Raw genomic sequence first — 20628 nt, forward strand, 5'->3', positions numbered from 1 at the left:
GAAATATTAAAATTTAATGATATAATATTTTGGTCTAAAACGATAAAAATTTTTAGGAGGTAAAAATGGGTCGTGGTAGAAGAATGCCCGGGGGAATGCCAGGAGGCATGCCGGGAAACAAGAATAATATGATGAAACAAATCCAGAAAATGCAGGACGAAATGTTAAAAGCCCAGGCAGAGCTGGAGGAGAAAGAAGTGGAAGCCACCGCTGGCGGCGGCGCGGTTAAAGTGACTGTCTCAGGAAAGAAGATGATTACATCTGTAAAAATAGATCCTGATGTTATAGATGAAGACGATGTTGAAATGCTGGAAGACCTGATCATGGCAGCCTGCAACGAAGCGCTGTCAAAGGTAGAAGAGATGACCGAAAGCCAGATGGGCAAACTTACCGGCGGCATTCCAGGGTTGTTTTAAGCTTAAGCAGCAGAATATGAGGTGAACTATGGGTTTTTATCCAAAGGCCATTGAGAGATTAGTTACTGAGCTTGGAAAGCTTCCGGGTATTGGAGAAAAAACCGCTCAAAGGCTGGCCTTTCATCTGATCGATGCTCCGGCAGAAGAGATTGAAGGTCTGTCAAACGCCTTGTTAAACGTAAAAGATAAAATCAAGCTGTGTCCGGAGTGCTTCAGCATCACCGACGGTGACCGCTGCGACGTGTGCGCAGACCCCAGCCGGAACCGCAAGGTGATCTGCGTGGTGCAGAGCACAAAGGATATTTTCGCCATTGAAAAGACCAGAGAGTACAACGGCCTTTACCATGTGCTGCACGGCGTTATTTCGCCCCTTGAGGGCATTGGGCCACAGGACATCAAGGCAAAGGAGCTGCTTCTGCGCATTGGCGAAAATGATATTGAGGAAGTCATCATGGCCACAAACCCCACCCCTGAGGGCGAGGCGACAGCCATGTATCTGGGCAACCTCATCAGTCCTCTGGGCGTTAAGGTTACCCGCCTGGCCAAGGGCATTCCCATCGGCGCCGATGTGGAATATATTGACGAAATCACACTGATAAAAGCATTTGAAGGTAGAAATACGATTTAGAGAATCTTTATAGAAAGTGGAGGATATTTTCATGTTAAAAGAAGGAATTATTGCGTCCCCTGGTATTGCCATTGCAAAGGCATTTGTATATGACAAGGTTGAAGTGGAAGTCACCGAGAAAAAGGTTGACGATCCAGCGGCCGAGGTTGCCCGCCTTCAGGCTGCCCTTGAAAAAAGTAAGGAGCAGATTTTAAAGATTAAAGAAAAAGCGGCCCGGGACCTGGGCGAGGAAGAAGCAGAAATCTTTGAAGCCCACGCCATGGTTCTGGATGACCCTGAATTTGTGGACAGCATCACAGCTGAGATCAACACAAATGGCGTCAATGCTGAGTTTGCGGTTAAAACCGTTACCGACCGCTTTTTTGAAATGTTTGACATGATGGACGATCCTTATTTCAGCGCCCGCGCCGCGGATATCCGTGATGTGGGAACCCGCGTGCTTAACAATGTCATGGGGGTTGAAAATGTGGATATCTCCTGTCTGGATGAAGACACCATTATCGTAGCCGACGACCTGGCCCCCTCCGATACCGCTCAGATGGATAAGGCGCGGGTCAAGGGCTTTGCCACCAATATCGGCAGCCGTACCTCCCACACGGCCATCATGGCGAGAAGCCTGGAAATTCCGGCTGTTCTGGGCCTTGGCGATATTACCGCCGCAGTTAAAAACGGCGACATGGTTGTGGTTGACGGCTTAAAGGGACAGGCTGTGATCAACCCGACCGATGACGAGCTGGCCGCTTATAAAAAACAGCAGGAAGACTACCAGGCGTACATCAGGGAGCTGGCAGAGCTCAGGGAGCTGGAAGCTGTCACCACCGACGGACACAAGGTAGAGCTGGTCGGCAATATCGGCTCTCCGAACGATACCGACGGCGTGCACAAAAACGGCGGCCGCGGTGTTGGCCTGTACCGTACCGAGTTCTTATACATGAACAGCGACACCATGCCGGATGAAGAAAAACAGTACGAGGCTTACAAGGCTGTGATCGAATCCTTTAACGGCGACCCGGTCATCATCCGTACACTGGATATCGGCGGCGACAAGAAGCTGCCGTACCTGCCTCTGGAAGAAGAAATGAATCCGTTTTTGGGCTTCCGCGCCATCCGTCTGTGCTTCCGCGAAGTGGACATGTTTAAGACGCAGCTGAGAGCGATCCTGAGAGCCTCTGCATTCGGGAATGCGTTGATCATGTTCCCGATGATCTCCGGCGTATCGGAAGTGCGTCAGGCTAAGGGAATTCTGGCGGAATGTATGAAAGAGCTGGACGAAAAGGGACAGGCCTATGACAAAAATATCCGTGTGGGTGTGATGATCGAAATCCCATCGGCTGCAGTGACCTCCGACATTATTGCAAAGGAAGTGGATTTCTTCAGCATCGGTACCAATGACCTTTGCCAGTATACCCTGGCGGTAGACCGCATGAACCAGGAGGTTTCTTACCTGTACAATCCGCTGCATCCGGCGATTCTGCGTCTGGTCAAGACAGTAATCGACGCTTCCCATGCGCGTGAAGGCCTGTTTACTGGTATGTGCGGCGAAATGGCCGGCGACCCGATGGCAACCCTGATCCTTCTGGGACTGGGAATGGACGAGTTCTCCATGAGCGCTTCCTCCATTCCGCAGGTTAAAAAGATTATCCGCAGTGTCAGCTATGAAGACGCAAAGGCCATTGCAGAAAAAGCCCTGAACCTGGAAACTGGCGAAGAAGTCAAAGAAATGGTTCAGGCAAAGATCGCAGAATTAGGCATTAAAATCATTTAGTAAGGTGGTGAATTTAAAAATGGTCAATAAGGTCGTAACCATTACCAACGCCACTGGCCTGCATGCAAGACCGGCATCCATGTTTGTACAGACCGCTGGAAAGTACAGATCAAAAATTGAAGTGGTCAAGGGCGATGCGCGCTTAAATGCCAAGAGCATTATGGGGATTATGTCCGGCGGCATCGCACAGGGGACCACGGTCACCATCGAAGCCGACGGCGAGGACGAACAGGAAGCTCTGGACGCGCTGGTTGCGCTGGTGCAAAGTAATTTTGGTGAAAAGTAACTAAAAAAAGTAAAGAAATTTTCAATAATACCTCAAAGGGCTGTTCAATTTAAGCTTTTTGGGGTATTATTATATTACTATCAAAAACGATTTAAAACCAGGAGGACAAAGAATATGAGTTGTAACAAAGGTTATTTTGTAGGCGGATTGTTCGTTGGAACAATCATTGGTGGTGCTTTAGGGATTCTGCTTGCCCCAAGCTCCGGCGAAGAAACACGCCGTAAGATTAAAGACGGCGCGCAGGACACTTTCGGTGACGCGTATGATCAGGCTGTGGAATACGGTGAAAATCTCAAGGAACAGCTGCAGGACATGACCGATTCTGTAACCGATAAGGTAAACCAATACAAAAACCAGATTGAAAATAAAATTCAGGAAATCCAGGATGAAGTGAACCAGGACATCGAAGAATTAAACGAAGAACTGGAAGCCCTTCAGAAGGAAGACGGCGAAGCCGTTGCCGACGCGGCCAAAGACACCGTCGATGCCGCCAAGGATGCAGCGGACGACGCTAAGGACGTAGCGGCCGACGCGGCTGACAAGGCTTCTGACACCATCGACAGTGTTAAAAACGCCGCCAAAGACGTTGTAAAGAACTAGGACTGGTATCCGTTAAATGATGACTGTAAGTTTTAGTATCTGGGAGTTGGCGGTCCTGATTATTGCCATTGCCTTTGTGTTTGGAACGGTTTATCTCATTAAGGTTTTTAAAAACCTGGGTTCGACCCTGGAAACCACAGCCAAGCTGATGGATGAAAACCGCGCGCAGATCCACAACATCATGGACAATGTGGACAGCATTACGCAGAATGCCGACGATATGACAAACAAGGCAAACGATATGCTGGGCGGTGTAGAGGATTCCGTCAACCATCTTAAATCCGATGTGGTAGACCCGTTGGTCGGCGCTTTTGCCAAAATCGCCAAGGTGATGCAGGTCATCAGCAAGGGTGAGGCACGCGTGGCGAATAAGAAGGAAAAAAAGATTAAAAAAGTTTGATGCAGTAAAAAGAGAACCCCGGGATGTACCAAAATGTTACATCCCGGGGTTCTTTTAGCCTTTGAGCCGGTTGAGCTTTTTAAACTGATAACTTCGGTAATAATCCTGAATTTCGTTGTAACTGGAGCGGGCGATGGACACGCGTTCGCCATTACTCATGATAAACTCCTTATTTTCCATAAAGTTGACCTCATCCAGGTTGACCATGCAGTTGCGGTAGCAGCAGATAAAATTGGAGTAGGGCAGGAGCAGCTTGGAAAAATCTTTAAAAACCATGTAAGTCTTGACAGTTCCTGTTTTGGTATAAATATAAATATAATGGTTGGAATAGTCGGTATAAATGATGTTGCGGATTAAGATTTTAATGTTGGTGCGGCTCTGCCTGACTTCGATATAATGCGCTTTTTCAACGGCCAGAGAATTGCAGCGCTGCATGGTTTCTTCAAAGGTGCCGTAGTCGTAAGGCTTGACGAGATAGTCAGACGCGTGCACTTTATAACCCGCCAGCGCATGGGTGTGCTCAGTGCTTATGGTTGAAAAAATCAGAATGCAGTTCTTATCGGTTTCCCGTATTTTTTGTGCCAGCTCAATGCCGTTCATATCGTCTATATAAATATCCACAAAAATAAGATCGTAAACCTGTGGGATAAAGCACGCCAGAAAGTCGCTGGCTTTTTCAAAGCTTTTAATATTTGCGAATGTTTCGTTTTTGTCGCAATACTGCTTCAGATAATCGCAGAGAAGCAGGCTGTCCTCTTTTAAATCGTCGATAATTGCAATGTTCAAATCGTTGTCTCCTCCTGTTGTGTTAAGATGCTATGCCATATCACAGGCTGTCTCCTGAGGTCTGCTGGCTGTTTTCCAGTTCCAGCAGGATCAGAACCCTATAGGTGTTCTTTTCAATTTCTCTGCTGAGCGTGCCGTTATATTTTTTTACGATGCTGTCAATGGATAAAAGCCCGATTCCGCCCTCCTGGGCAGCATTTGTGCTACGCTTGGATGAAAGGAAGTTTCCATTTTTATCGTATTGGATTTCGTGGTCAAAGCTGTTTTCAACCATTATGCAAAAATCTCTTTTGCTTGTAAAGCTGGCGGTGACATGGATAAAACGCGCGCCGTCCTGCTGGCGCTCACAGGCTTCGACCGCGTTTTCAATCAGGTTGCCGAGCACAACACACAGATCATTTTCGGAATCGGAGAGAGTATCTGGAATCAGCAGGGTACTGGAAACCTCGGTGCCGCACAGTCTTGCGCGTTCAAAAAAATGGCAGGCGATGGCGTTGATGGCGCAGTTGTCACAGAGAATAACATTTTCATCAGGCGCAGCCTCACGCGTAATCTTTCTCAGGTATCCCAGTGCGCCGTCGGTATCGTTTTTTTCCAGATAGCCCTCCAGCCCCATCAGATGGTGGCGCATATCGTGGCGGAGCTTGGAGGTGGCTTCGATATCCCTCTTAATGCGCTGGTACTGGTCCTTTTCCTTTTCCACAAGGAGGGATGCCAGCTCAAGCTGTGCGTGATCTCTGGTCAGCTGAATGATCTCAAGGGCCATCCGGATCACCAGGATATTGACCGCGAAGATGCCGATGACCCAGGCGACGGAAACCAGAATGCTGAGCTGTGTGAGCTCTTCCGGAAAGGCCTGTCTTTGAAAAACCTTCATGGTGGTGACGAGATAGAAAGCAAAGGGGACGCCCCAGAGGTAGTTCCAGAATACAGCAGGCATACCGGAGGCGGCATCCATGAGCCGCTTGACAAAGCGATGCACAAAAAAAACCATGAACGGCAGGGTCACTGCCAGCACAAATGCGTAGCATAAAAGAAAACGGCTGCTGGCCTCAATGTATGTGAAAGGCGCGGGCAAGGCGCCTGCGAGAATATTGCTGAAAAAAGAAACAATATGCACATAGCTCTCAAATACAAAAAAGGCAAAAGCTGTTTCATAAACAGAGGAATGAAAAATCAGATGGTAGTAGATGAAGATCAGCGCGATCAGCAGCGGTTCTGAAAACAGTACTGTGGCGTGGAGGATGGTAACGATCTTGTCCAGAATAATGCTGATGGCCACTGCCGCCACCGTCAGCAGAATTTCTCTTTTGTCGGACAGCCGCAGCTTTTTGTTAAACACGTTAAAGCCCAGGCCTGCCATGACGGCAAAGGGAAGAGCAAGATTATAAAATAAGTACATAAATACCTCTTAGGATTTTGTTTTGTTCGAGTCTGTCAGGCGGTCTATTTTCTGAGCCAGAGCCTGGTAATCATAAATCCCTGTTGACTGCGCCACTGCGAACAGAGCGCGTTTGTCAAGAACGCGCTCTGCGCTGTGAAGGCGGTATCGCTCACTCTCGGCCAGGCCGTGTACAGGCCGCGCCAGCTTTTGGTAGAGCCTCATAATGTAATGATCCCGCGGCGTCTCATAGTCAAAGCAATCCGGCAGAGCTGTCCACAGCGGCTCAGAGCTGCATCCGGCAATGATGCGGGTAACCGCTTCGCGGTTGTCGATAACCGGCACCATGCGGAGCTCACCTGGCATTTCCAGACGGATGAAGTACTGGTGGTTAAAACGCACCAGGCAGTTCTTTTTCAGATGGGTTAGCTCATGACCGATCAGCCCGGTCGACATGCAGAAGATGCGCAGCATGCCAGGGCTGGGGCTTTGGATATAGGGCGAATCCAGCAAAAAACAGCGGCGGTCCTCATCATAGAGCTTAGCCAGTGCGCTGGCGTCCACCATGCGGGTGTTTTTACTCAGCTTTGTGCGGCTTTGGAGCCACGGCGTGACGTGGGACCTCGCCGCCGTAAGGGTGGCACACCCGTAATTTTCAGCGACCCACCTGATAAAGCTGACACAGTGGAGCCGGTAGGTGCGGTAGGTATTGCTTGTGCCCTGAGGGGCCAGCCGCTTTTTTAAAACATGTTCAGTTTCACTTATGAGTGCTTCAAAGCTTTCAGATTGATTCATTTGATTTTGATTTACTCCATTCTCTATAAAAAGTATACGTTAGCCTTGAATTGAGTTCAATCCACATAATGGTAAAATAAAAAATATTTCGGTAAAAACAGGTGATATCCGTAAAAAATAGACGATTTTAGCAGGAAGAAGCCCTTTTTTTTCGTGCTGGTAAAGAGATATTTTATCTTTACCATTGTGGGAAAAACATTACTGTTATATACGTTGAGGAAAAAGAATTGAATTGCTATAATAAAGATATATTTAAAAAAGGAGAAGTTATTTTGGAAGGGAAAAAATATTTAAAATTTGCAGGCATTATTTTAGTGATTTTTGGTATCGGACAGCTTCTGCTGGCCTGCCTTGCCTTTGCAGGCGGCGGGATTGCGGCTTTAGGCATCAACGCAGGAGGTGACAACAGTCTGGCGGCTGCCGGAACAACTGCCATTATAGGCGGTGTTATCATGGTGGTTAACGCTGCTTTTAATCTTATTTTTGGCATTATGGCCGTTAGAAACTGTGAAAATCCCGGAAAGGCCAAGGCCTTGCGCGTTATGGGCGTGGTGCTGCTCGTTTTATCGATCGCCTCTCTGATCATTTATATCAGCGGCGGCATGGCGGCAGTGATCGGCTGCATTGTTGATCTTATTATCAGTATTATTTATTTTGCAGGGGCTCAGAAGAATTTAAAAACCTTATAAAAAACGATAACCCAATATCGCACTTGGGATAATAAAGTTATCCCACCCAGAAACTGAAGGCGGCGCGCTTTCAGTTTCTTTTATATTGTCAATGCTTCAGCAAAAGGTTCCCCCTCACACAGCCTTTCTCACAAATTTAAGGCTTTTCTGTTAAAATAAACCAATGTACTGCAGCCTGTGCTTTGAAATTGAGCTTCTCCTTTTAAAAAAAGAATTATTTTTGATTTTTGAGTTTAAAAGGTGAGAAATTTGGGTATAATAATCTCAGTGATGTTGAATGAATGCATTTTGGGGCTGCCAGGCAGCCGAACCATGTTCGTTGAGGAGGATATAATGTTTGAAATAAGTGAATTGAAAAATGGCCGGGAAGGTATACGTGTAACAGGAGAAGTTGATATCTATACTGCCACGCAGTTTAAGGAACCCATTGAAAAATTGATCGAAGCCAATACAAAAGAGATTTTTCTGGATTTAACGGACCTGTCTTACATTGACAGCACAGGAATTGGTATCCTGATTGAGCTGCGCAAGGGCAGCATGAGCAGAGACCTGAACATGACGCTGATCAACCCGCAGAAAAATGTTGTTAAGCTGTTACAGCTGACCGGTGTCGATCAAATTTTTAGTATTGTGGAGGAAAATTAGCAATGAGTGATATGAGTTGCAGTACATGCAGAAGTTTGCAGGGAGAAACAGTTCACATTAGCCTGCCGAGTCTTCCGCAGTTTGTCAGCCTTGCGCGCTTGACGGTTGCATCGGTCGGAAATATCGTTGGTTTTTCGATTGATGTGGTAGAAGACCTGAAAGTAGCGGTTTCTGAGGCCTGCACAAATGCCCTGCGTCATGGCTGCTCAAGCGAACAGTCTTATGACCTGTATTATCAGCTTGATCAGGACAAGCTTACCATCCGTGTCGAAGACAATGGTGAGGGCTATGAGCCTGAAAGCGTGAGTGAACCGGAACTGCCCGGCAATCAGGCCGGCGGCTTTGGCCTGTTTATTATCAAATCGTTGATGGATGAGGTAGAAATCGTCAGTAATAAAGGAATGGGTACCAGTATCACGATGGTGAAATACCTGAGGACATAAGATGGAATATCCAAATCAAATGACAAAACAGGAATCAAAAGAACTGTTTATCGAATATAAGAAAACAGGCGATAAGGAAATTCGTGATCGCCTTATCGAGAATTTCCTGTATATTCCTAAATTACTGGTCAAAAAATATGCTTACCGCAGCAACGATGTGGAAGATATTTATCAAGTTGCCTGTCTGGGACTTATGTACGCGGTCGAACGCTACGATCCCGACAGAGGCTTTGAGTTTGACACCTTTGCATCACCCACCATCATCGGCGAAATTAAAAAATATTATCGTGACAAACAGTGGATTATCCGGGTTCCAAGGAGAATTCAGGAGCTTAACCGCGAAATCAACCGGGCGAAGACGACCTTAGAGCACAAGCTCATGAAAACGCCCACGATTTCTGAGATTGCGGACTATCTGGAGGTGACCGAGGAAGCTGTGATTGAAGCAATGGAAGGCAATAATGTCTTCTATCCAAAATCCTTATCAACAGAATTTGAAAGCAATGCAGACGGACAGGAAGCAACGCTCTTAGATTTGATCGGCGAAGAAGATGAGCGGATCGAAAACATCGGAAATGTTGAGGATCTCCGCCAGCGCCTGGAAAGCCTGAACCCAGTCGAGCGGATGATCATCGAGGAGCGTTATTATAACGGAAAGACCCAGAAGGAGGTGGCCGCCATTATCGGTAAATCACAAATGACGGTATCCCGTCTGGAAAAGAAGGTTATGGAGAAGCTGAGAGTCGGACTGTAATCTTAAGAAAAACAAGGCAGAAAGGGGATTTCGATCCCCTTTAAAAATTTTTTGTAATTCTTTACAAGTTTTAGTGGATAATTTCTGCAAAATATTATAAAATAGTAACATGCAACAAACCAAACGCATTTTCGGGAAAATAACCTTTTAAAATAATGATTTCGAGAAAATGCAATCATTTAAGAATCTAGCAAGGGGGAAGAAGCATGAAAACGTATCCAACCAAAAACATCCGAAATATCCTTTTATTAGGGCATGGGGGAAGCGGCAAGACAACATTGACAGAGGCGCTGGCTTTTAACGGCGGTGCCATTGACCGAATGGGCAGAGTTGATGAAGGGAACACCTTATCCGATTTTGATCCGGAAGAAAAGAGAAGAATGTTCTCAATTTCTTCATCCATTATTCCAGTAGAATATGGCGGACACAAGATTAATATCATCGATGTACCCGGTTATTTTGATTTTATCGGGGACGCCTACGCAGCACTGAGAGTCGCAGATGCGGTTGTTATCGTAGTCGATGCTTTAGCCGGCGTACAGGTAGGTACAGAAAAAGCCATTGAGCTTTTGTCAAAGGTTGACGTACCCGCTTTCATTGTGGTCAACAAAATGGACCGCGAAAACGCGACCTTTGCCAAGGTAATGGATAATCTGAAGGAAGCCTTTGGCAATAAGGTCATTCCTTTTGAATTACCCATGGGCGAAGGCGAGGACATGCGCGGCGTCGTCAACATTGTTGATATGACCGGAAGCGAAAGAAAGGACAACCGCTGCTTTGACGTGGAAGTACCTGAAGATATGAAGGAAGAGCTGGAACCTTTCCGTGAAATGATCATGGAATCCGTTGCCCAGACCAGTGAAGACCTGATGGAAAAATACTTTGACGGCGAAGAGCTGACCGAAGACGAAATCCACCATGGCATCCGCACTGGCGTGCTGGACGGCGACCTGATCCCGGTTCTGTGTACCTCCGCAGTACAGAACATCGGCGTAGAAACCCTGGAAAATATGATCATTGCCTATCTGCCGTCACCAAAGGACGCCAAACCTGTTATGGGCAAGGATCCAAGAGACGGAAAAGAAGTCGAACGTGCCTGCGGCGCCAGCGAGAGCTTCTCCGCACTGGTCTTTAAGACCATCGTCGACCCGTTTGTCGGCAAGCTGTCTATCTTTAAGGTAATGTCTGGCGTACTTGAAGCCACCACGGAGGTCTATAACGCCACCAAGGAAGCAAAAGAAAAGACCAACCACATCTATGTGTTGCGCGGCAACAAGCAGATCGAAATCGAAGCCTTACTGGCAGGCGATATCGGCGCTTTCTCCAAGCTGGGCGTTACCGTCACCGGAGACACCCTGTGCGATCCGAAAGACCCCATCGTCTATGACAAGATCGAATTCCCGAAACCGGTGATCTCAATGGCCATTGAACCAAAAACCAAAGCGGACATCGACAAGCTGTCCACGGGTCTCCACCGTCTGATCGAGGAAGACCCGACCATGAGCTTTAACCGCAATAATGAAACCAAACAGACACTGCTTTCAGGCCTTGGCGAAATGCACCTGGAAGTGATCTCCAATAAATTACAGCAGAAATTCGGCGTTGGCGTAAACCTTGAGCCCATGAAGGTGCCATACCGTGAAACCATCCGTAAATCTGCCAGCGCCCAGGGCCGTCATAAGAAACAGTCCGGCGGCAGCGGCCAGTTCGGTGACGTATGGGTAACCTTTGAACCAGGCGATACCCCGAATGATGATTTTGTCTTTATCGACAAGGTTGTGGGCGGCGCTGTGCCGAGAAACTTTATTCCGGCGGTCGAAAAAGGCCTTCAGGACTGTATGGTGGAAGGTGTGCTGGCCGGCTATCCGGTTACTGGCGTAAAGGCCACCCTGTACGATGGCTCCTACCATGCTGTCGACTCGGATGAAATGTCCTTTAAGATGGCGGCCACTCTGGCATACCGCAAGGGGATGAAAGAAGCCTCACCGGTTCTGCTCGAACCCATCTATAAGCTGACCATCACCGTACCCGAAGAATACATGGGCGATATCATGGGCGACCTCAATAAGAAACGCGGCCGCATCATGGGGATGGAACCCATCGAAGGCGGAAAACAGGTCATCACCGCAGAAGCGCCGCTGGCAGAATTGTTTAAATATGCCACCGAGCTCCGCTCCATGACCCAGGCCAGAGGCGAATTCGAAATGGAATATGTCCGCTACGAAGAAGCCCCAGCCATGATCTCCGACAAAGTCGTAGCCGAAGCCCAGGCAGCGAAGGAGAAGAAATGACGCTGAGTCCAATTTCTGAAAGAAATTGGTAAGGAGCAAAGCGTGAGCGTGCGACTGGCAACGAAGCTAACGCAGATGATGAGGAAATCATCCGGTGAGGATGATAAGATTTCCGAAGAATCTGTGATCATTTGAAAATGTAGAGGCGGTACTGGTAGGCAGTGCCGCTTTTTTTAGTGGAAAGTGGAAAGTGGATAGTGGATAGTTGTAGTACAAATCTGCCAGTGGCAGATTTGATTGGAAAACGGCCTGAGGCCATTTTTTTTAATCGCTTTTGCCTCAGCAAAAGCGCTCTATAACTACCAACTATCCACTATCAACTTTCAACTGCCTTATTGTCAAGTGTGGCAAAGATTGATATAATATATAAATATGCAAAAAGTTTGTAAAAAGATTTGTTAATCGAGAAAGAGAAAAGGGTAAATGGAATTATTAAAGAATAAAATTTTGAACGATGGGCACGCGCTTGGAAAAGATATATTAAAAGTGGATTCATTTCTCAATCATCAGCTGGATATCCGGCTTTTCGAAGCCATGGGCGAGGAATTTGCGCGACGCTTTAAAGATGTCGAAGTCACTAAAATTCTGACCATCGAAACCTCCGGTATCGCCATTGCCGCTGTGGCAGCCAAATATTTTGACTACTGCCCTGTGGTATTCGGCAAAAAAAATGCGTCCTTAAATCTGGATAAGGACATTTATACCAGCGAGGTTTACTCTTTTACCAAGCAGCAGACCTACCAGATCATGGTTTCAAAAAAATATCTAAATCCCGAAGATAAGGTTCTGATCATTGATGATTTTCTGGCCAACGGCAAAGCCGTTGAAGCCCTGGAGGAAATTGTGAAGCAGTCCGGCGCCCAGCTGATGGGTGTGGGCATCGCCATTGAAAAAGGCTTCCAGAACGGTGGAAAAGAAATCCGCGCGTCCGGCACCCGGCTGGAATCACTGGCGATTGTCGACGAAATGTATGAGGATGGCACCATTATCTTTCGTGATTAATACGTATATTGAAGGGATAAGCTTATGGGAAACAGCAGTCCGATTGGTTTAATCGACTCAGGAATCGGCGGTTTTACCGTCCTGCGGGAGCTGCAGCGGCAGCTGCCCAGAGAAAACATCGTCTATCTGGGCGATGCCAAACGCATGCCCTACGGAGAACGGGAAAATGAGGAAATTATCGCCTTTGGTAACAGCGATATCCGTTTTCTGGAGAATATGGGCGTCAAGGCCATTCTTCTGGCCTGCAATACCCTTTCCTCACTCATTGGCAGCCTCACCGCAAATGTGCCCTTATTCAGCATTGTGGAGGCCGGGTGCCTGGCCACCATTGACCGTCAGAAGGAAGGATCGGTAGGGCTCATCGCCACCACCGCCACCGTCAAAAACGGTACCTATGAGCATATTCTGTCCAGACACACGCAGGCGATCCGCTACATTACCCAGGGAACCCGCACCCTTGCCAATGTGATCAATAACCACCCGGGCGAGCTGGTGCTGCTGCGCCGGAATATTAAAGAGGCCATCGACCCCATCTTTGAAAGAGAGCGGGTAAACGCCCTGCTTCTGGGCTGTACCCATTTTCCCATTGTCCGTAAAACCATTGAGGAAATGTACCCCTGCCTGAGCATCATCGACCCGGCCGACAAGCAGATCACCCTGCTGAAGGCGTATCTGGAGAAGAACAATGCCTTTAACGAAAGCCAGTACGACGGCGTGACGCATATCTGCGCTACCGGCGGGGACCGGGACTATACCATCTTTGAGAATATGATCGAGCAGCTGGCCCTTGGCTGCAACGAGCTGACCCTGGAACAGCTGGACATTGACGAATAAAACATTTAATCCATTAGGAGGAGCATCTATGGAAACACCCGAAAAGAAAATTGTATACAGCGGTATACAGCCATCAGGAACCTTTACCATCGGTAATTATTTTGGCGCCATGAAAAACTGGGTGCCCATGCAGGAGGCCTATGACTGCCTGTACTGCGTGGTTGACCTGCACGCCATCACCGTGCCGCAGGTTCCGGCGGATTTAAGACGCCGCACCTATGAATCCCTGGCCATTTTGATGGCTGTGGGCATCGACCCGGATAAATCGATTCTTTACGTGCAGTCCCATGTGCCGGCTCACACCGAGCTGACCTGGATACTCAACTGCTTCAGCTACATGGGCGAGCTGAGCCGTATGACCCAATATAAGGATAAATCCAAAAAACAGGGCAACAACATCCGCGTCGGCCTTTTCGACTATCCGGTTCTGATGGCTGCCGACATTTTATTATACCAGTCTGATCTGGTACCTGTCGGTAACGACCAGAAGCAGCATGTCGAGCTGGCAAGAGACATCGCCGCCCGTTTTAACCAGCAGTTCAGCCCCACCTTTAAGCTGCCGGAGCCCTATTTTGGCGAAACTGGCGCGCGCATCATGAGCCTGCAGGAACCCAGCAAGAAAATGTCCAAATCCGATGAGAACATCAACGGCTTTGTCTCGCTGTTAGACGATCCCGATACGGTTATCCGCAAGTTTAAGCGCGCGGTCACCGATTCCGATACCGAAGTCCGCCACGACCGGGAAAACAAGCCTGGCGTCTCCAATCTCATGGAAATCTACAACTGCACCACTGGCCGCAGCCTTGAAGAAATCCAGAAGGAGTTTGAGGGCAAAGGCTATGGCGATTTCAAGCTGGCAGTTGGCGAGAGCGTAGCCGAGGCTTTGCGCCCTATCCAGACGGAATACAAGCGTCTGTTGGCCGACAAGGGCTATCTGGAAAGCGTCATGAAGCAAAACGCCGAGAGAGCCTCAAAAATCGCGTACAAAACCCTCATGAAGGTCCGTAAAAAGACCGGGTTTATCAATCTGTAAAATAAAAAGAACATGCGATAAAATCGTATGTTCTTTTTTTGCTTTGTATTATATTGGTTTGTATGCTAAAATAAACAAGAGTAATCGCAGTCGGGATAGTGTTGCCTCCGGCCTTTGAATTTAAGATTCGAAGAAAGGAGGCGTTGCTTATGAGTATTTACGAAATGCTGTCACTGTTGGTAGCAGGATGTGGGCTCTTAGTAGCGGTTCTTTCTTATCTAAACGATAAAAAGAACAAAAAATAAAAACAACACTACCCCCGAGTTTTGACCGACGAAAGGGTAGTGAAGTCCATCATACGAGGCAACCGCCTTGCTGCGATTACGCTTCTACCCATATTATACCCCGCTGTGCCTGAAAATTCAAGCACAGCGGTTTTCTTTTTAAGCTTACTCCCACAGCTCCACATGGGCGTAGCCCTCATCGTAGTGGGGCAGCACGCCCAGCCCCAGGCTTTCTGCCGTCTGGGCAAGGGCAGCCACCGAAACGCCTGGGCAGTAGAGGTCTGCGGCATGTCCGCTCAGATGCCAGGAACAAGGGATACCGCCAACCTCGGTGTTTCGCCCGGGGCAGCGCACCCCGGAGGTGATGATGATCGGACGGTTAAGCACGCAGCGCAGGGCCTCGATGCGCTCGAGCAGGGCGGGGGACATCTGGGCCGGCCACCCGTCGCAATAGCCCGCGCAATCACAAGCGTATTCCGACATCAGGAAGTGCCCGGAGGCCTGGGGTTCCCGGTTTTCCGGCGCGTGGGGGATGATGGTTTCTTTAGGATCACCGGGTGTTTGCGCCTGCGGGTCTGGCTCAGGCGGCGCTTCTGCTGTGGGCGGAGAGGCCGTCTGCTCTGGCGATGTTTCCAGCAGGCCCTCCGCTTTGGGAAGGGGCAGGGAGGCGGCAAAAATCAGGCTGACGCCAAAGACGAAAAAAATCAGCACCCCGCCTGTTTTTTTATAGCGCATATCAAGACTCCTTTCGACTTCGACTGTCTAAAAGTTATAAGACAGCGGCAAAATTAAAATGAGAGGCGATTGAGTTGATCGTTGAAAGTGGAAAGTGGAAAGTTCAGGTGCAAATTCGCCATGCGAATTTGATTGGGCGCGGCCTTTGGCCGCATATTAATCGCTTGAGCCACAGGCGAAAGCGTACGACAACTATCCACTATCCACTATCAACTTAAAAGCTTCTTTTTAACGCTTTGTCGCTTACTGATATCCTTTGTCTACAGTCTTAAAGCGGCCCAAAGGGCCGCTTGAAAACTACGCTTGCGCATCTGCGACGGGGACTTCGGTTTTGGTGGTTTCCACCTTCACCGCCCCGGCGAGTTTGACGAGCCCTACGCCGTCGGGAAGAAAAATAGCTTGAGCCAGAATGGCCTCGGCGCCGGTTTTGATCTCGGCGTCGGTAATATCGTTTCTGTAATCGGGAATGGTCATGTTGTGGGTTTTGCCGTCTGCCCGTTCATAGCTGAGAACGAGATCCTTACTGTTTGTTGCTGCCATTTACAGCACCTCCTTATTTTTAATTGGGTTTGCCAAGTGCGGGTTACACTTCCATGAGTTCTTCAGAAGTGACCTTTTGTTTGCGTTCCATAATGGGCTCCTGCATGGCCGCGATGGCTTTGGCGGTAGCGAAAAACGCCTCGTCGGTGACGTCCTCGCGCACATCGCCATAGGTCTTTGTCTTTTTCACAATTTTTCCCTCGCCGTTATCACCATAATTCAACGTGGTTTTCATATCGACGCCAGTAATCTGTTTTTCAATTGCCATTTTTGGACTCCTTTCATTTGTGGGATACCTACATAATGCAAAAAAAGACAAAGGCCGTTCAAAAAAAATGGAAAATGGAAAGTGAAAGGTGGAAGATGGAAGGTGGAAGGTGAAAGGTTTTGGAACGCTTTTGCTGACGCAAAAACGATTGAAGCAGCGGCCTTTAAGTTGAAAGTTGATAGTGGAAAGTGGAAAGTTCAGGAGCAAATCAGCCCTTGGCCGATTTGATTAGACGCGGCCTTTGGCCGCATATTAATCGCTTGAGCCACAGGCGAAAGCGTACTGCAACTATCCACTATCAACCATAACCATCCATTATCAACTCAAACAGCTTTAAGCTTTAGATTTGCATCTCATGAACAGCTTTTTCGACACGCTGAGAAAGGCGTTAAAGCCTTTCTCTCAGCGCAGCCAGTCCCCGCCGGTGCCAGGTGCTTACTGTATTGGGGCTGATGCCCCGTTGTCTGGCAATTTCGGCCAGGGACAGGCCTTTAAAATAGTGGGCCTCGATGATGCGCCGGTACTTTTGTGGCAAAGCTTTCACCAGCGGGGCCAGGCGGCTGAGTTCCTCCTGCCGGATGAGGGCATCGGCGGCCGGGGGCGCGGTATCGGCGACGCAGTCGGCCAGAGTACCGGCGTCCTGGGCGCTGGATACAGGCATGTCCAGGCTGAGGGGCGGCTCTGGCGCGGCGCCTTTGTAAAAACGGCCCCTTTCCAGAAAGCAGTAGTTGACCTTCATCTGGACATATTTGCTGAAATAGACGCCGCTTTCCGCATCAAAGCCGCGGATGGCCGAAAGCACGGCCAGGCAGCCGTCCTGATAGGCGTCCTCATAATACAAAGGCGGGATCAGGCGTTTCATGGACGAGAGCACCAGCGCCCGAAAGCGCAGCAGAACAGCCTCCTCGGCTCAGCGCTCACCCTCCTGGGCGCGCTTTACCAGGTGGTTGAGCTCGGTGTATTTTTCCTTATTCATGGTCACACTCACTTTCATAAATGCACGCATCCTCCAGATAAATGCCGTCGAAATGGCCGGTGATAGCCTCCCGAAACGCGTTGTAGGCGTCCTCGGCCTCCTCGGGCGTGCGCGCCCAGACGTCTTTGTCCACCAGGGCGGCTGCCTGAATGTTAAACAGACGGCGGCCCGGGATCAGTCCGGGTCCTTTACCGTATCGATTTTGGGTCATAAAGCACCTCCAGGATTACTTTAAAAAGAAATATATATTATTTAAGTTATTAATAAAGGGAGACAAATCTGGGGTTGATTCGGCCTCCCTTTTTGGATTTTATCAAAAATACCGGCCAAAAATGTCCGCCCGGCTGTTTATTTATCCACAGCTTGTGGATAATCCACATAGTCGTAGACCAGCAAGCGCTGGCCGCCAAGGCTCTGCCTTGTGACCGGGGCCAGGTTTTCGGCAAAGGGGATCAGGGTGTAGATGCCCCGGCTGTTTTTGACAGCAGGCTGGTAGTGCAGGCGGCCGGCAGCCTCCAGCTGCGCCCGGGCGCGGCTGAGGGAGCGGTAGCTGACGCCGAGATCCCGCTCGAGCTGGTGGGGGCTGATGACAAATTCTGCCCTCCATCTTCACTCGCCCCCAAGGGTGGGCACCGCGCAGGCATTGTTGCGGTACATCAGGTAGTGCCAGAGCATATGGGCCGCCGCCGGCACCGGGTGATCCCGATGCCAGCCGTAAAATTCCTTTACCTCCTGAATGTAGTTAATGGGCGGCCTCCTTTCCTGAAAACAGGCTCATGAAATGCACCTGCCCGGCGCCGGTGACGCGGGGCACATGCAGCACCAGGGGGCGGCGGTTCGGGATGCGCCTGCCCTGGGCGTCCTTTGGCCAGATGACCCGGACGCACAGCTCGATGAGGCCGTTGGCCCGGGCCATGGGATGGTTCAGGCTGCCGGGCTGCACGCTGAGATACCCCAGCTGACGCAGCTTGTCCATGAGGATTTCACGGCTCATGCCCTGGTATCCCGCGGTTTTTAAAAGGTCGGCCATGCCATACATGCTGATGGTGCGGCTGTCGCCGATGACCGCGTCGGCAAAGAGGGCTTTGGACTCGGCCAGTGCCAGCTGCTTTTCCAGTGCCTGCTTTTCGGAAAGGGCGGCCCGCAGGGAGCAGAGAAGCCTTGCGCAGGCATCCGGGTCCTTTTCGATCTGGGACAGCACCGATGGGTCCATATAAGCGCCATATTTGCGCACACTGGGCAGAATCTGGCTGGTCACGTAGTGCTTGAAGCGCCCAGCGGCAGGCAGGCGGCTGCCAAAGACCAGGGCGTAGAGCCCTGACTCGTTGACCACTGTGGTGCGCTGGTAACGCCCGTTAGTATCCAGGACGTAACGCTTAGTGACATCCTGGGGCGCCACATGGCGTTTGGCGGCCATGCGGGCATTGGAGTGCCCCAGCAGGGCGCAGAGATCATTGAGGACAAAGTAAACGGTGCTGTCCTGAGCGTCGTACAGGGCGCGGAAGCGCTGGCCGCCAAAGATCTGGGGCAGGCAGACCGGGGTGTAGCGGTTCTGGGAGCGGGTCATTTTAGGCCACCTCCCTGGCGTTTTGGATGAGCATGGGGGCGATGCGGAGCAGCCAGCCGCCATAGGCGCTCTGCTGATCCTCCGATAGATGGACGGCTGCGTCGATGAGTTTTTTCACGCCCTCCTGATCGATAAAAGCCCGGAGATGATGGCATTTGAGATTGTCGGGCTGCAGAACCGCCCTCAGGCTTACTGCGTTTCGGCCCAGCAGCCTGCGCACACGATGCCTTGGCATGGTAAGCCCCAGCAGCCGCTCCACGTCCCGCACGCTGTATAAGACGCCCTCCGGCGTGGCGAGCAGCAGTACGGGCGGAATGCCAGTGCCGATGATCTGGTAGCTCCGGTCCTCCATCGCCGCGCGCCCCGCGGCGCTGTTGAGCACCGTCTCCAGCTCGGCGATGCGTTTTTCAATGGTCAGTTGGGTGGTCATGATTTTTTTCGTGTGGTTTAACATTTTAAATTTCCTTTCGGAACACCGGTGTCCTGTTCGTTTTTTTAAGCTTGATGCCATTGTAAACCGCCTTTTGGAAAAGCGCAAAAGGGCTTATAGCCCCAAAAAAGGGGCGAAAAGATAAAAAAGGGACGGGTTTTGGGGTGAAAAAGTATCGGGATGGGCGGAAAAAGAGAGGGCGTGGGGAGATGAGGGAAAAAATCAGGAAGGAATGATGGAAAATAAAAACCTCCGGGACGTTATCTTTTATGACGTTCTGGAGGTTGAAAGTTTTATTATACAAATATTTTAAAATGATCATTATAAAAATGTGTTTTTTGATAAATGTCGCGTGTTTTTTTCAGAATGCTTTCGGCGCTTTCGGTTCCCAGCTTAAGAAAGTCCAGGGCGAAGGCGGTGTCAAAGGCAATGATTTCGTCCAGCTCAAAACCATTAATGTTCGCGGCAACTTCACTGGACATTTTGATAGAGGTGGCGAAAAGTGAAATGAGGGATAAGTTAAAAGCGTTTTTTCCCTTTTCGTATTGAAAGTTTTTTTCTGGCAGTGGTAAATGAATGTATTCAAAAAGATCGTGATAAAATTCTTCGATGGTCATGGTGTTTTCAATATTGAATTCCACGCTGAATAAGCGAAAGCATGGATCCTTAAAGAAAAAATGCCAGTAGATGTAGTCGGCCAAAATATAACGCTCCAAGGGGGTGCAACTTTCACCGATAAGTTGTTCCGCAATGTCATAACCCTGCCGCATCATTTCAGTAAAAATACTTTTACCAATGTTTTCCTTTTTTTTGAAATGATAGTAAATGGATCCCTGATTGATTCCGGTCACGCTGCTGATTTCCTTAAAAGTGGTTTTTTTATAGCCCTTTTCGTAAAAAAGAATCCGACAGCAGTCTAGGATTTGTTCTTTAGTCTCGAGCCCGTTATCATATTGTGCCATTTTTACCTCCTAGTATATAGGAATTACTATATCAGAGGGGAAAAAGAAAGTCAATATTAGGTAAGCATAAATTTAATAATCAATATCACAATAAAAAATTGACTCTTTTCAAGAGTCATGATAGTATCAGATTGAACACATAAACCATTATGTGCGTATCATCGGAGGGTATTGTTTG

27 protein-coding genes are annotated in these 20628 nt (G+C 49.0%); 16 read left to right on the top strand and 11 right to left on the bottom strand.

The window, feature by feature from the left end; genetic code table 11:
- The first annotated feature begins 65 nt into the window (after positions 1-65).
- The 6 genes from DW091_RS11285 to DW091_RS11310 all read left to right on the top strand — a co-directional run bounded on the left by DW091_RS11285 (position 66) and on the right by DW091_RS11310 (position 4095).
- Positions 66-416, top strand: a complete 351-nt coding sequence (locus DW091_RS11285) for a YbaB/EbfC family nucleoid-associated protein (protein ID WP_038352225.1) — start codon at positions 66-68, stop codon at positions 414-416.
- A 28-nt stretch (positions 417-444) separates the two neighbouring features.
- Positions 445-1044, top strand: a complete 600-nt coding sequence (recR, locus tag DW091_RS11290; RefSeq protein ID WP_058695739.1) for a recombination mediator RecR — start codon at positions 445-447, stop codon at positions 1042-1044.
- Positions 1045-1075: 31 nt separating this feature from the next.
- The gene (gene ptsP / locus DW091_RS11295) at positions 1076-2809 is read left to right on the top strand and encodes a phosphoenolpyruvate--protein phosphotransferase (RefSeq protein WP_118518181.1); all 1734 of its coding nucleotides are present in this window, start codon (positions 1076-1078) and stop codon (positions 2807-2809) included.
- Positions 2810-2828: 19 nt separating this feature from the next.
- A complete protein-coding gene (locus tag DW091_RS11300; protein ID WP_058695737.1) occupies positions 2829-3095 on the top strand; it encodes an HPr family phosphocarrier protein in 267 nt (88 codons plus the stop codon).
- A gap of 114 nt (positions 3096-3209) precedes the next feature.
- Positions 3210-3695: a YtxH domain-containing protein gene (locus DW091_RS11305; RefSeq protein WP_058695736.1), complete on the top strand. Its 486-nt coding sequence runs from the start codon at positions 3210-3212 to the stop codon at positions 3693-3695.
- Between the two features lie 16 nt (positions 3696-3711).
- Positions 3712-4095 (top strand): DUF948 domain-containing protein, encoded by a 384-nt coding sequence (locus tag DW091_RS11310; RefSeq protein WP_058695735.1) that lies wholly within the window; start codon positions 3712-3714, stop codon positions 4093-4095.
- Between the two features lie 54 nt (positions 4096-4149).
- On the opposite strand, the gene DW091_RS11315 is transcribed toward DW091_RS11310, so the two are convergent.
- Genes DW091_RS11315 through DW091_RS11325 form a run of 3 tightly spaced genes read right to left on the bottom strand, consistent with a single transcriptional unit; the run spans position 4150 to position 7057 of the window.
- Positions 4150-4881: a LytTR family DNA-binding domain-containing protein gene (locus tag DW091_RS11315; protein ID WP_118518182.1), complete on the bottom strand. Its 732-nt coding sequence runs from the start codon at positions 4879-4881 to the stop codon at positions 4150-4152.
- A gap of 40 nt (positions 4882-4921) precedes the next feature.
- The gene (locus tag DW091_RS11320) at positions 4922-6283 is read right to left on the bottom strand and encodes a sensor histidine kinase (protein WP_118518183.1); all 1362 of its coding nucleotides are present in this window, start codon (positions 6281-6283) and stop codon (positions 4922-4924) included.
- Between the two features lie 9 nt (positions 6284-6292).
- Positions 6293-7057, bottom strand: a complete 765-nt coding sequence (locus DW091_RS11325) for a hypothetical protein (RefSeq protein WP_118518184.1) — start codon at positions 7055-7057, stop codon at positions 6293-6295.
- A 272-nt stretch (positions 7058-7329) separates the two neighbouring features.
- Between DW091_RS11325 and DW091_RS11330 the strand changes: the two genes are divergently transcribed.
- The 9 genes from DW091_RS11330 to DW091_RS20565 all read left to right on the top strand — a co-directional run bounded on the left by DW091_RS11330 (position 7330) and on the right by DW091_RS20565 (position 14993).
- Positions 7330-7746, top strand: coding sequence for a hypothetical protein (locus tag DW091_RS11330; protein ID WP_147365287.1), 417 nt, complete (start codon positions 7330-7332; stop codon positions 7744-7746).
- 333 nt (positions 7747-8079) lie between these two features.
- On the top strand, positions 8080-8391 hold the full coding sequence (locus tag DW091_RS11335; protein ID WP_118518186.1) for an STAS domain-containing protein: 312 nt from the start codon (positions 8080-8082) through the stop codon (positions 8389-8391).
- Between the two features lie 2 nt (positions 8392-8393).
- Complete coding sequence (locus DW091_RS11340) at positions 8394-8834, top strand: ATP-binding protein (protein ID WP_074618002.1); 441 nt, start codon at positions 8394-8396, stop codon at positions 8832-8834.
- Between the two features lie 19 nt (positions 8835-8853).
- A complete protein-coding gene (locus DW091_RS11345) occupies positions 8854-9588 on the top strand; it encodes a SigB/SigF/SigG family RNA polymerase sigma factor (RefSeq protein ID WP_224168788.1) in 735 nt (244 codons plus the stop codon).
- A 206-nt stretch (positions 9589-9794) separates the two neighbouring features.
- Positions 9795-11879: an elongation factor G gene (gene fusA, locus DW091_RS11350; RefSeq protein WP_058695727.1), complete on the top strand. Its 2085-nt coding sequence runs from the start codon at positions 9795-9797 to the stop codon at positions 11877-11879.
- Between the two features lie 423 nt (positions 11880-12302).
- The gene (locus tag DW091_RS11355) at positions 12303-12881 is read left to right on the top strand and encodes a xanthine phosphoribosyltransferase (protein ID WP_058695726.1); all 579 of its coding nucleotides are present in this window, start codon (positions 12303-12305) and stop codon (positions 12879-12881) included.
- Positions 12882-12905: 24 nt separating this feature from the next.
- Positions 12906-13715, top strand: coding sequence for a glutamate racemase (murI, locus tag DW091_RS11360; protein ID WP_118518187.1), 810 nt, complete (start codon positions 12906-12908; stop codon positions 13713-13715).
- Between the two features lie 28 nt (positions 13716-13743).
- Positions 13744-14748 (top strand): tryptophan--tRNA ligase, encoded by a 1005-nt coding sequence (trpS, locus tag DW091_RS11365; RefSeq protein ID WP_096920118.1) that lies wholly within the window; start codon positions 13744-13746, stop codon positions 14746-14748.
- A 149-nt stretch (positions 14749-14897) separates the two neighbouring features.
- A complete protein-coding gene (locus DW091_RS20565; protein WP_224168789.1) occupies positions 14898-14993 on the top strand; it encodes a putative holin-like toxin in 96 nt (31 codons plus the stop codon).
- 144 nt (positions 14994-15137) lie between these two features.
- Here the strand turns inward: DW091_RS20565 and DW091_RS11370 are convergent, their stop codons facing one another.
- The 5 genes from DW091_RS11370 to DW091_RS11390 all read right to left on the bottom strand — a co-directional run bounded on the left by DW091_RS11370 (position 15138) and on the right by DW091_RS11390 (position 17702).
- A complete protein-coding gene (locus tag DW091_RS11370; protein WP_118518188.1) occupies positions 15138-15707 on the bottom strand; it encodes a D-Ala-D-Ala carboxypeptidase family metallohydrolase in 570 nt (189 codons plus the stop codon).
- A 297-nt stretch (positions 15708-16004) separates the two neighbouring features.
- Entirely contained in the window at positions 16005-16247 is a 243-nt protein-coding gene (locus DW091_RS11375) for a DUF2922 domain-containing protein (RefSeq protein WP_058695722.1), read from the bottom strand.
- A 43-nt stretch (positions 16248-16290) separates the two neighbouring features.
- Positions 16291-16515, bottom strand: coding sequence for a DUF1659 domain-containing protein (locus DW091_RS11380; protein ID WP_058695721.1), 225 nt, complete (start codon positions 16513-16515; stop codon positions 16291-16293).
- Between the two features lie 388 nt (positions 16516-16903).
- Entirely contained in the window at positions 16904-17389 is a 486-nt protein-coding gene (locus DW091_RS11385; RefSeq protein ID WP_224168790.1) for a sigma-70 family RNA polymerase sigma factor, read from the bottom strand.
- A 94-nt stretch (positions 17390-17483) separates the two neighbouring features.
- A complete protein-coding gene (locus DW091_RS11390) occupies positions 17484-17702 on the bottom strand; it encodes a hypothetical protein (protein WP_118518190.1) in 219 nt (72 codons plus the stop codon).
- A gap of 152 nt (positions 17703-17854) precedes the next feature.
- Between DW091_RS11390 and DW091_RS11395 the strand changes: the two genes are divergently transcribed.
- Complete coding sequence (locus DW091_RS11395; RefSeq protein ID WP_158577876.1) at positions 17855-18271, top strand: hypothetical protein; 417 nt, start codon at positions 17855-17857, stop codon at positions 18269-18271.
- Here the strand turns inward: DW091_RS11395 and DW091_RS11400 are convergent.
- The 3 genes from DW091_RS11400 to DW091_RS11415 form a co-directional block, all read right to left on the bottom strand.
- The gene (locus DW091_RS11400) at positions 18234-19058 is read right to left on the bottom strand and encodes a BRO family protein (protein WP_158577877.1); all 825 of its coding nucleotides are present in this window, start codon (positions 19056-19058) and stop codon (positions 18234-18236) included. The two genes, DW091_RS11395 and DW091_RS11400, sit on opposite strands and share 38 nt — an antisense overlap.
- Before the next feature lies 1 nt (position 19059).
- Positions 19060-19488 carry a hypothetical protein gene (locus DW091_RS11405; RefSeq protein WP_158577878.1) on the bottom strand — a complete coding sequence of 143 codons (429 nt, stop codon included), beginning with the start codon at positions 19486-19488 and terminating at the stop codon, positions 19060-19062.
- A gap of 296 nt (positions 19489-19784) precedes the next feature.
- Positions 19785-20450 (bottom strand): TetR/AcrR family transcriptional regulator, encoded by a 666-nt coding sequence (locus tag DW091_RS11415; protein ID WP_118518195.1) that lies wholly within the window; start codon positions 20448-20450, stop codon positions 19785-19787.
- Positions 20451-20628: the final 178 nt, after the last annotated feature.

The sequence above is a fragment of the Eubacterium sp. AM05-23 genome (genome assembly GCF_003477535.1).
Taxonomy (GTDB): Bacteria; Bacillota; Clostridia; order Eubacteriales; family Eubacteriaceae; genus Eubacterium; species Eubacterium maltosivorans.

Bases quoted from the DNA above. Each gene is read 5' to 3' on its own strand.
- murI (WP_118518187.1), top strand. From the start codon at position 12,906: ATGGGAAACAGCAGTCCGATTGGTTTAATCGACTCAGGAATCGGCGGT.
- DW091_RS11370 (WP_118518188.1), bottom strand. From the start codon at position 15,707: ATGCGCTATAAAAAAACAGGCGGGGTGCTGATTTTTTTCGTCTTTGGC.
- DW091_RS11405 (WP_158577878.1), bottom strand. From the start codon at position 19,488: ATGACCACCCAACTGACCATTGAAAAACGCATCGCCGAGCTGGAGACG.
- DW091_RS11325 (WP_118518184.1), bottom strand. From the start codon at position 7,057: ATGAATCAATCTGAAAGCTTTGAAGCACTCATAAGTGAAACTGAACAT.
- DW091_RS11390 (WP_118518190.1), bottom strand. From the start codon at position 17,702: ATGACCCAAAATCGATACGGTAAAGGACCCGGACTGATCCCGGGCCGC.
- recR (WP_058695739.1), top strand. From the start codon at position 445: ATGGGTTTTTATCCAAAGGCCATTGAGAGATTAGTTACTGAGCTTGGA.
- DW091_RS11305 (WP_058695736.1), top strand. From the start codon at position 3,210: ATGAGTTGTAACAAAGGTTATTTTGTAGGCGGATTGTTCGTTGGAACA.
- DW091_RS11415 (WP_118518195.1), bottom strand. From the start codon at position 20,450: ATGGCACAATATGATAACGGGCTCGAGACTAAAGAACAAATCCTAGAC.
- DW091_RS11345 (WP_224168788.1), top strand. From the start codon at position 8,854: ATGACAAAACAGGAATCAAAAGAACTGTTTATCGAATATAAGAAAACA.
- DW091_RS11340 (WP_074618002.1), top strand. From the start codon at position 8,394: ATGAGTGATATGAGTTGCAGTACATGCAGAAGTTTGCAGGGAGAAACA.
- fusA (WP_058695727.1), top strand. From the start codon at position 9,795: ATGAAAACGTATCCAACCAAAAACATCCGAAATATCCTTTTATTAGGG.
- DW091_RS20565 (WP_224168789.1), top strand. From the start codon at position 14,898: ATGAGTATTTACGAAATGCTGTCACTGTTGGTAGCAGGATGTGGGCTC.
- DW091_RS11355 (WP_058695726.1), top strand. From the start codon at position 12,303: ATGGAATTATTAAAGAATAAAATTTTGAACGATGGGCACGCGCTTGGA.
- DW091_RS11400 (WP_158577877.1), bottom strand. From the start codon at position 19,058: ATGACCCGCTCCCAGAACCGCTACACCCCGGTCTGCCTGCCCCAGATC.
- DW091_RS11320 (WP_118518183.1), bottom strand. From the start codon at position 6,283: ATGTACTTATTTTATAATCTTGCTCTTCCCTTTGCCGTCATGGCAGGC.
- DW091_RS11310 (WP_058695735.1), top strand. From the start codon at position 3,712: ATGATGACTGTAAGTTTTAGTATCTGGGAGTTGGCGGTCCTGATTATT.
- DW091_RS11375 (WP_058695722.1), bottom strand. From the start codon at position 16,247: ATGGCAGCAACAAACAGTAAGGATCTCGTTCTCAGCTATGAACGGGCA.
- trpS (WP_096920118.1), top strand. From the start codon at position 13,744: ATGGAAACACCCGAAAAGAAAATTGTATACAGCGGTATACAGCCATCA.
- ptsP (WP_118518181.1), top strand. From the start codon at position 1,076: ATGTTAAAAGAAGGAATTATTGCGTCCCCTGGTATTGCCATTGCAAAG.
- DW091_RS11335 (WP_118518186.1), top strand. From the start codon at position 8,080: ATGTTTGAAATAAGTGAATTGAAAAATGGCCGGGAAGGTATACGTGTA.
- DW091_RS11285 (WP_038352225.1), top strand. From the start codon at position 66: ATGGGTCGTGGTAGAAGAATGCCCGGGGGAATGCCAGGAGGCATGCCG.
- DW091_RS11300 (WP_058695737.1), top strand. From the start codon at position 2,829: ATGGTCAATAAGGTCGTAACCATTACCAACGCCACTGGCCTGCATGCA.
- DW091_RS11380 (WP_058695721.1), bottom strand. From the start codon at position 16,515: ATGGCAATTGAAAAACAGATTACTGGCGTCGATATGAAAACCACGTTG.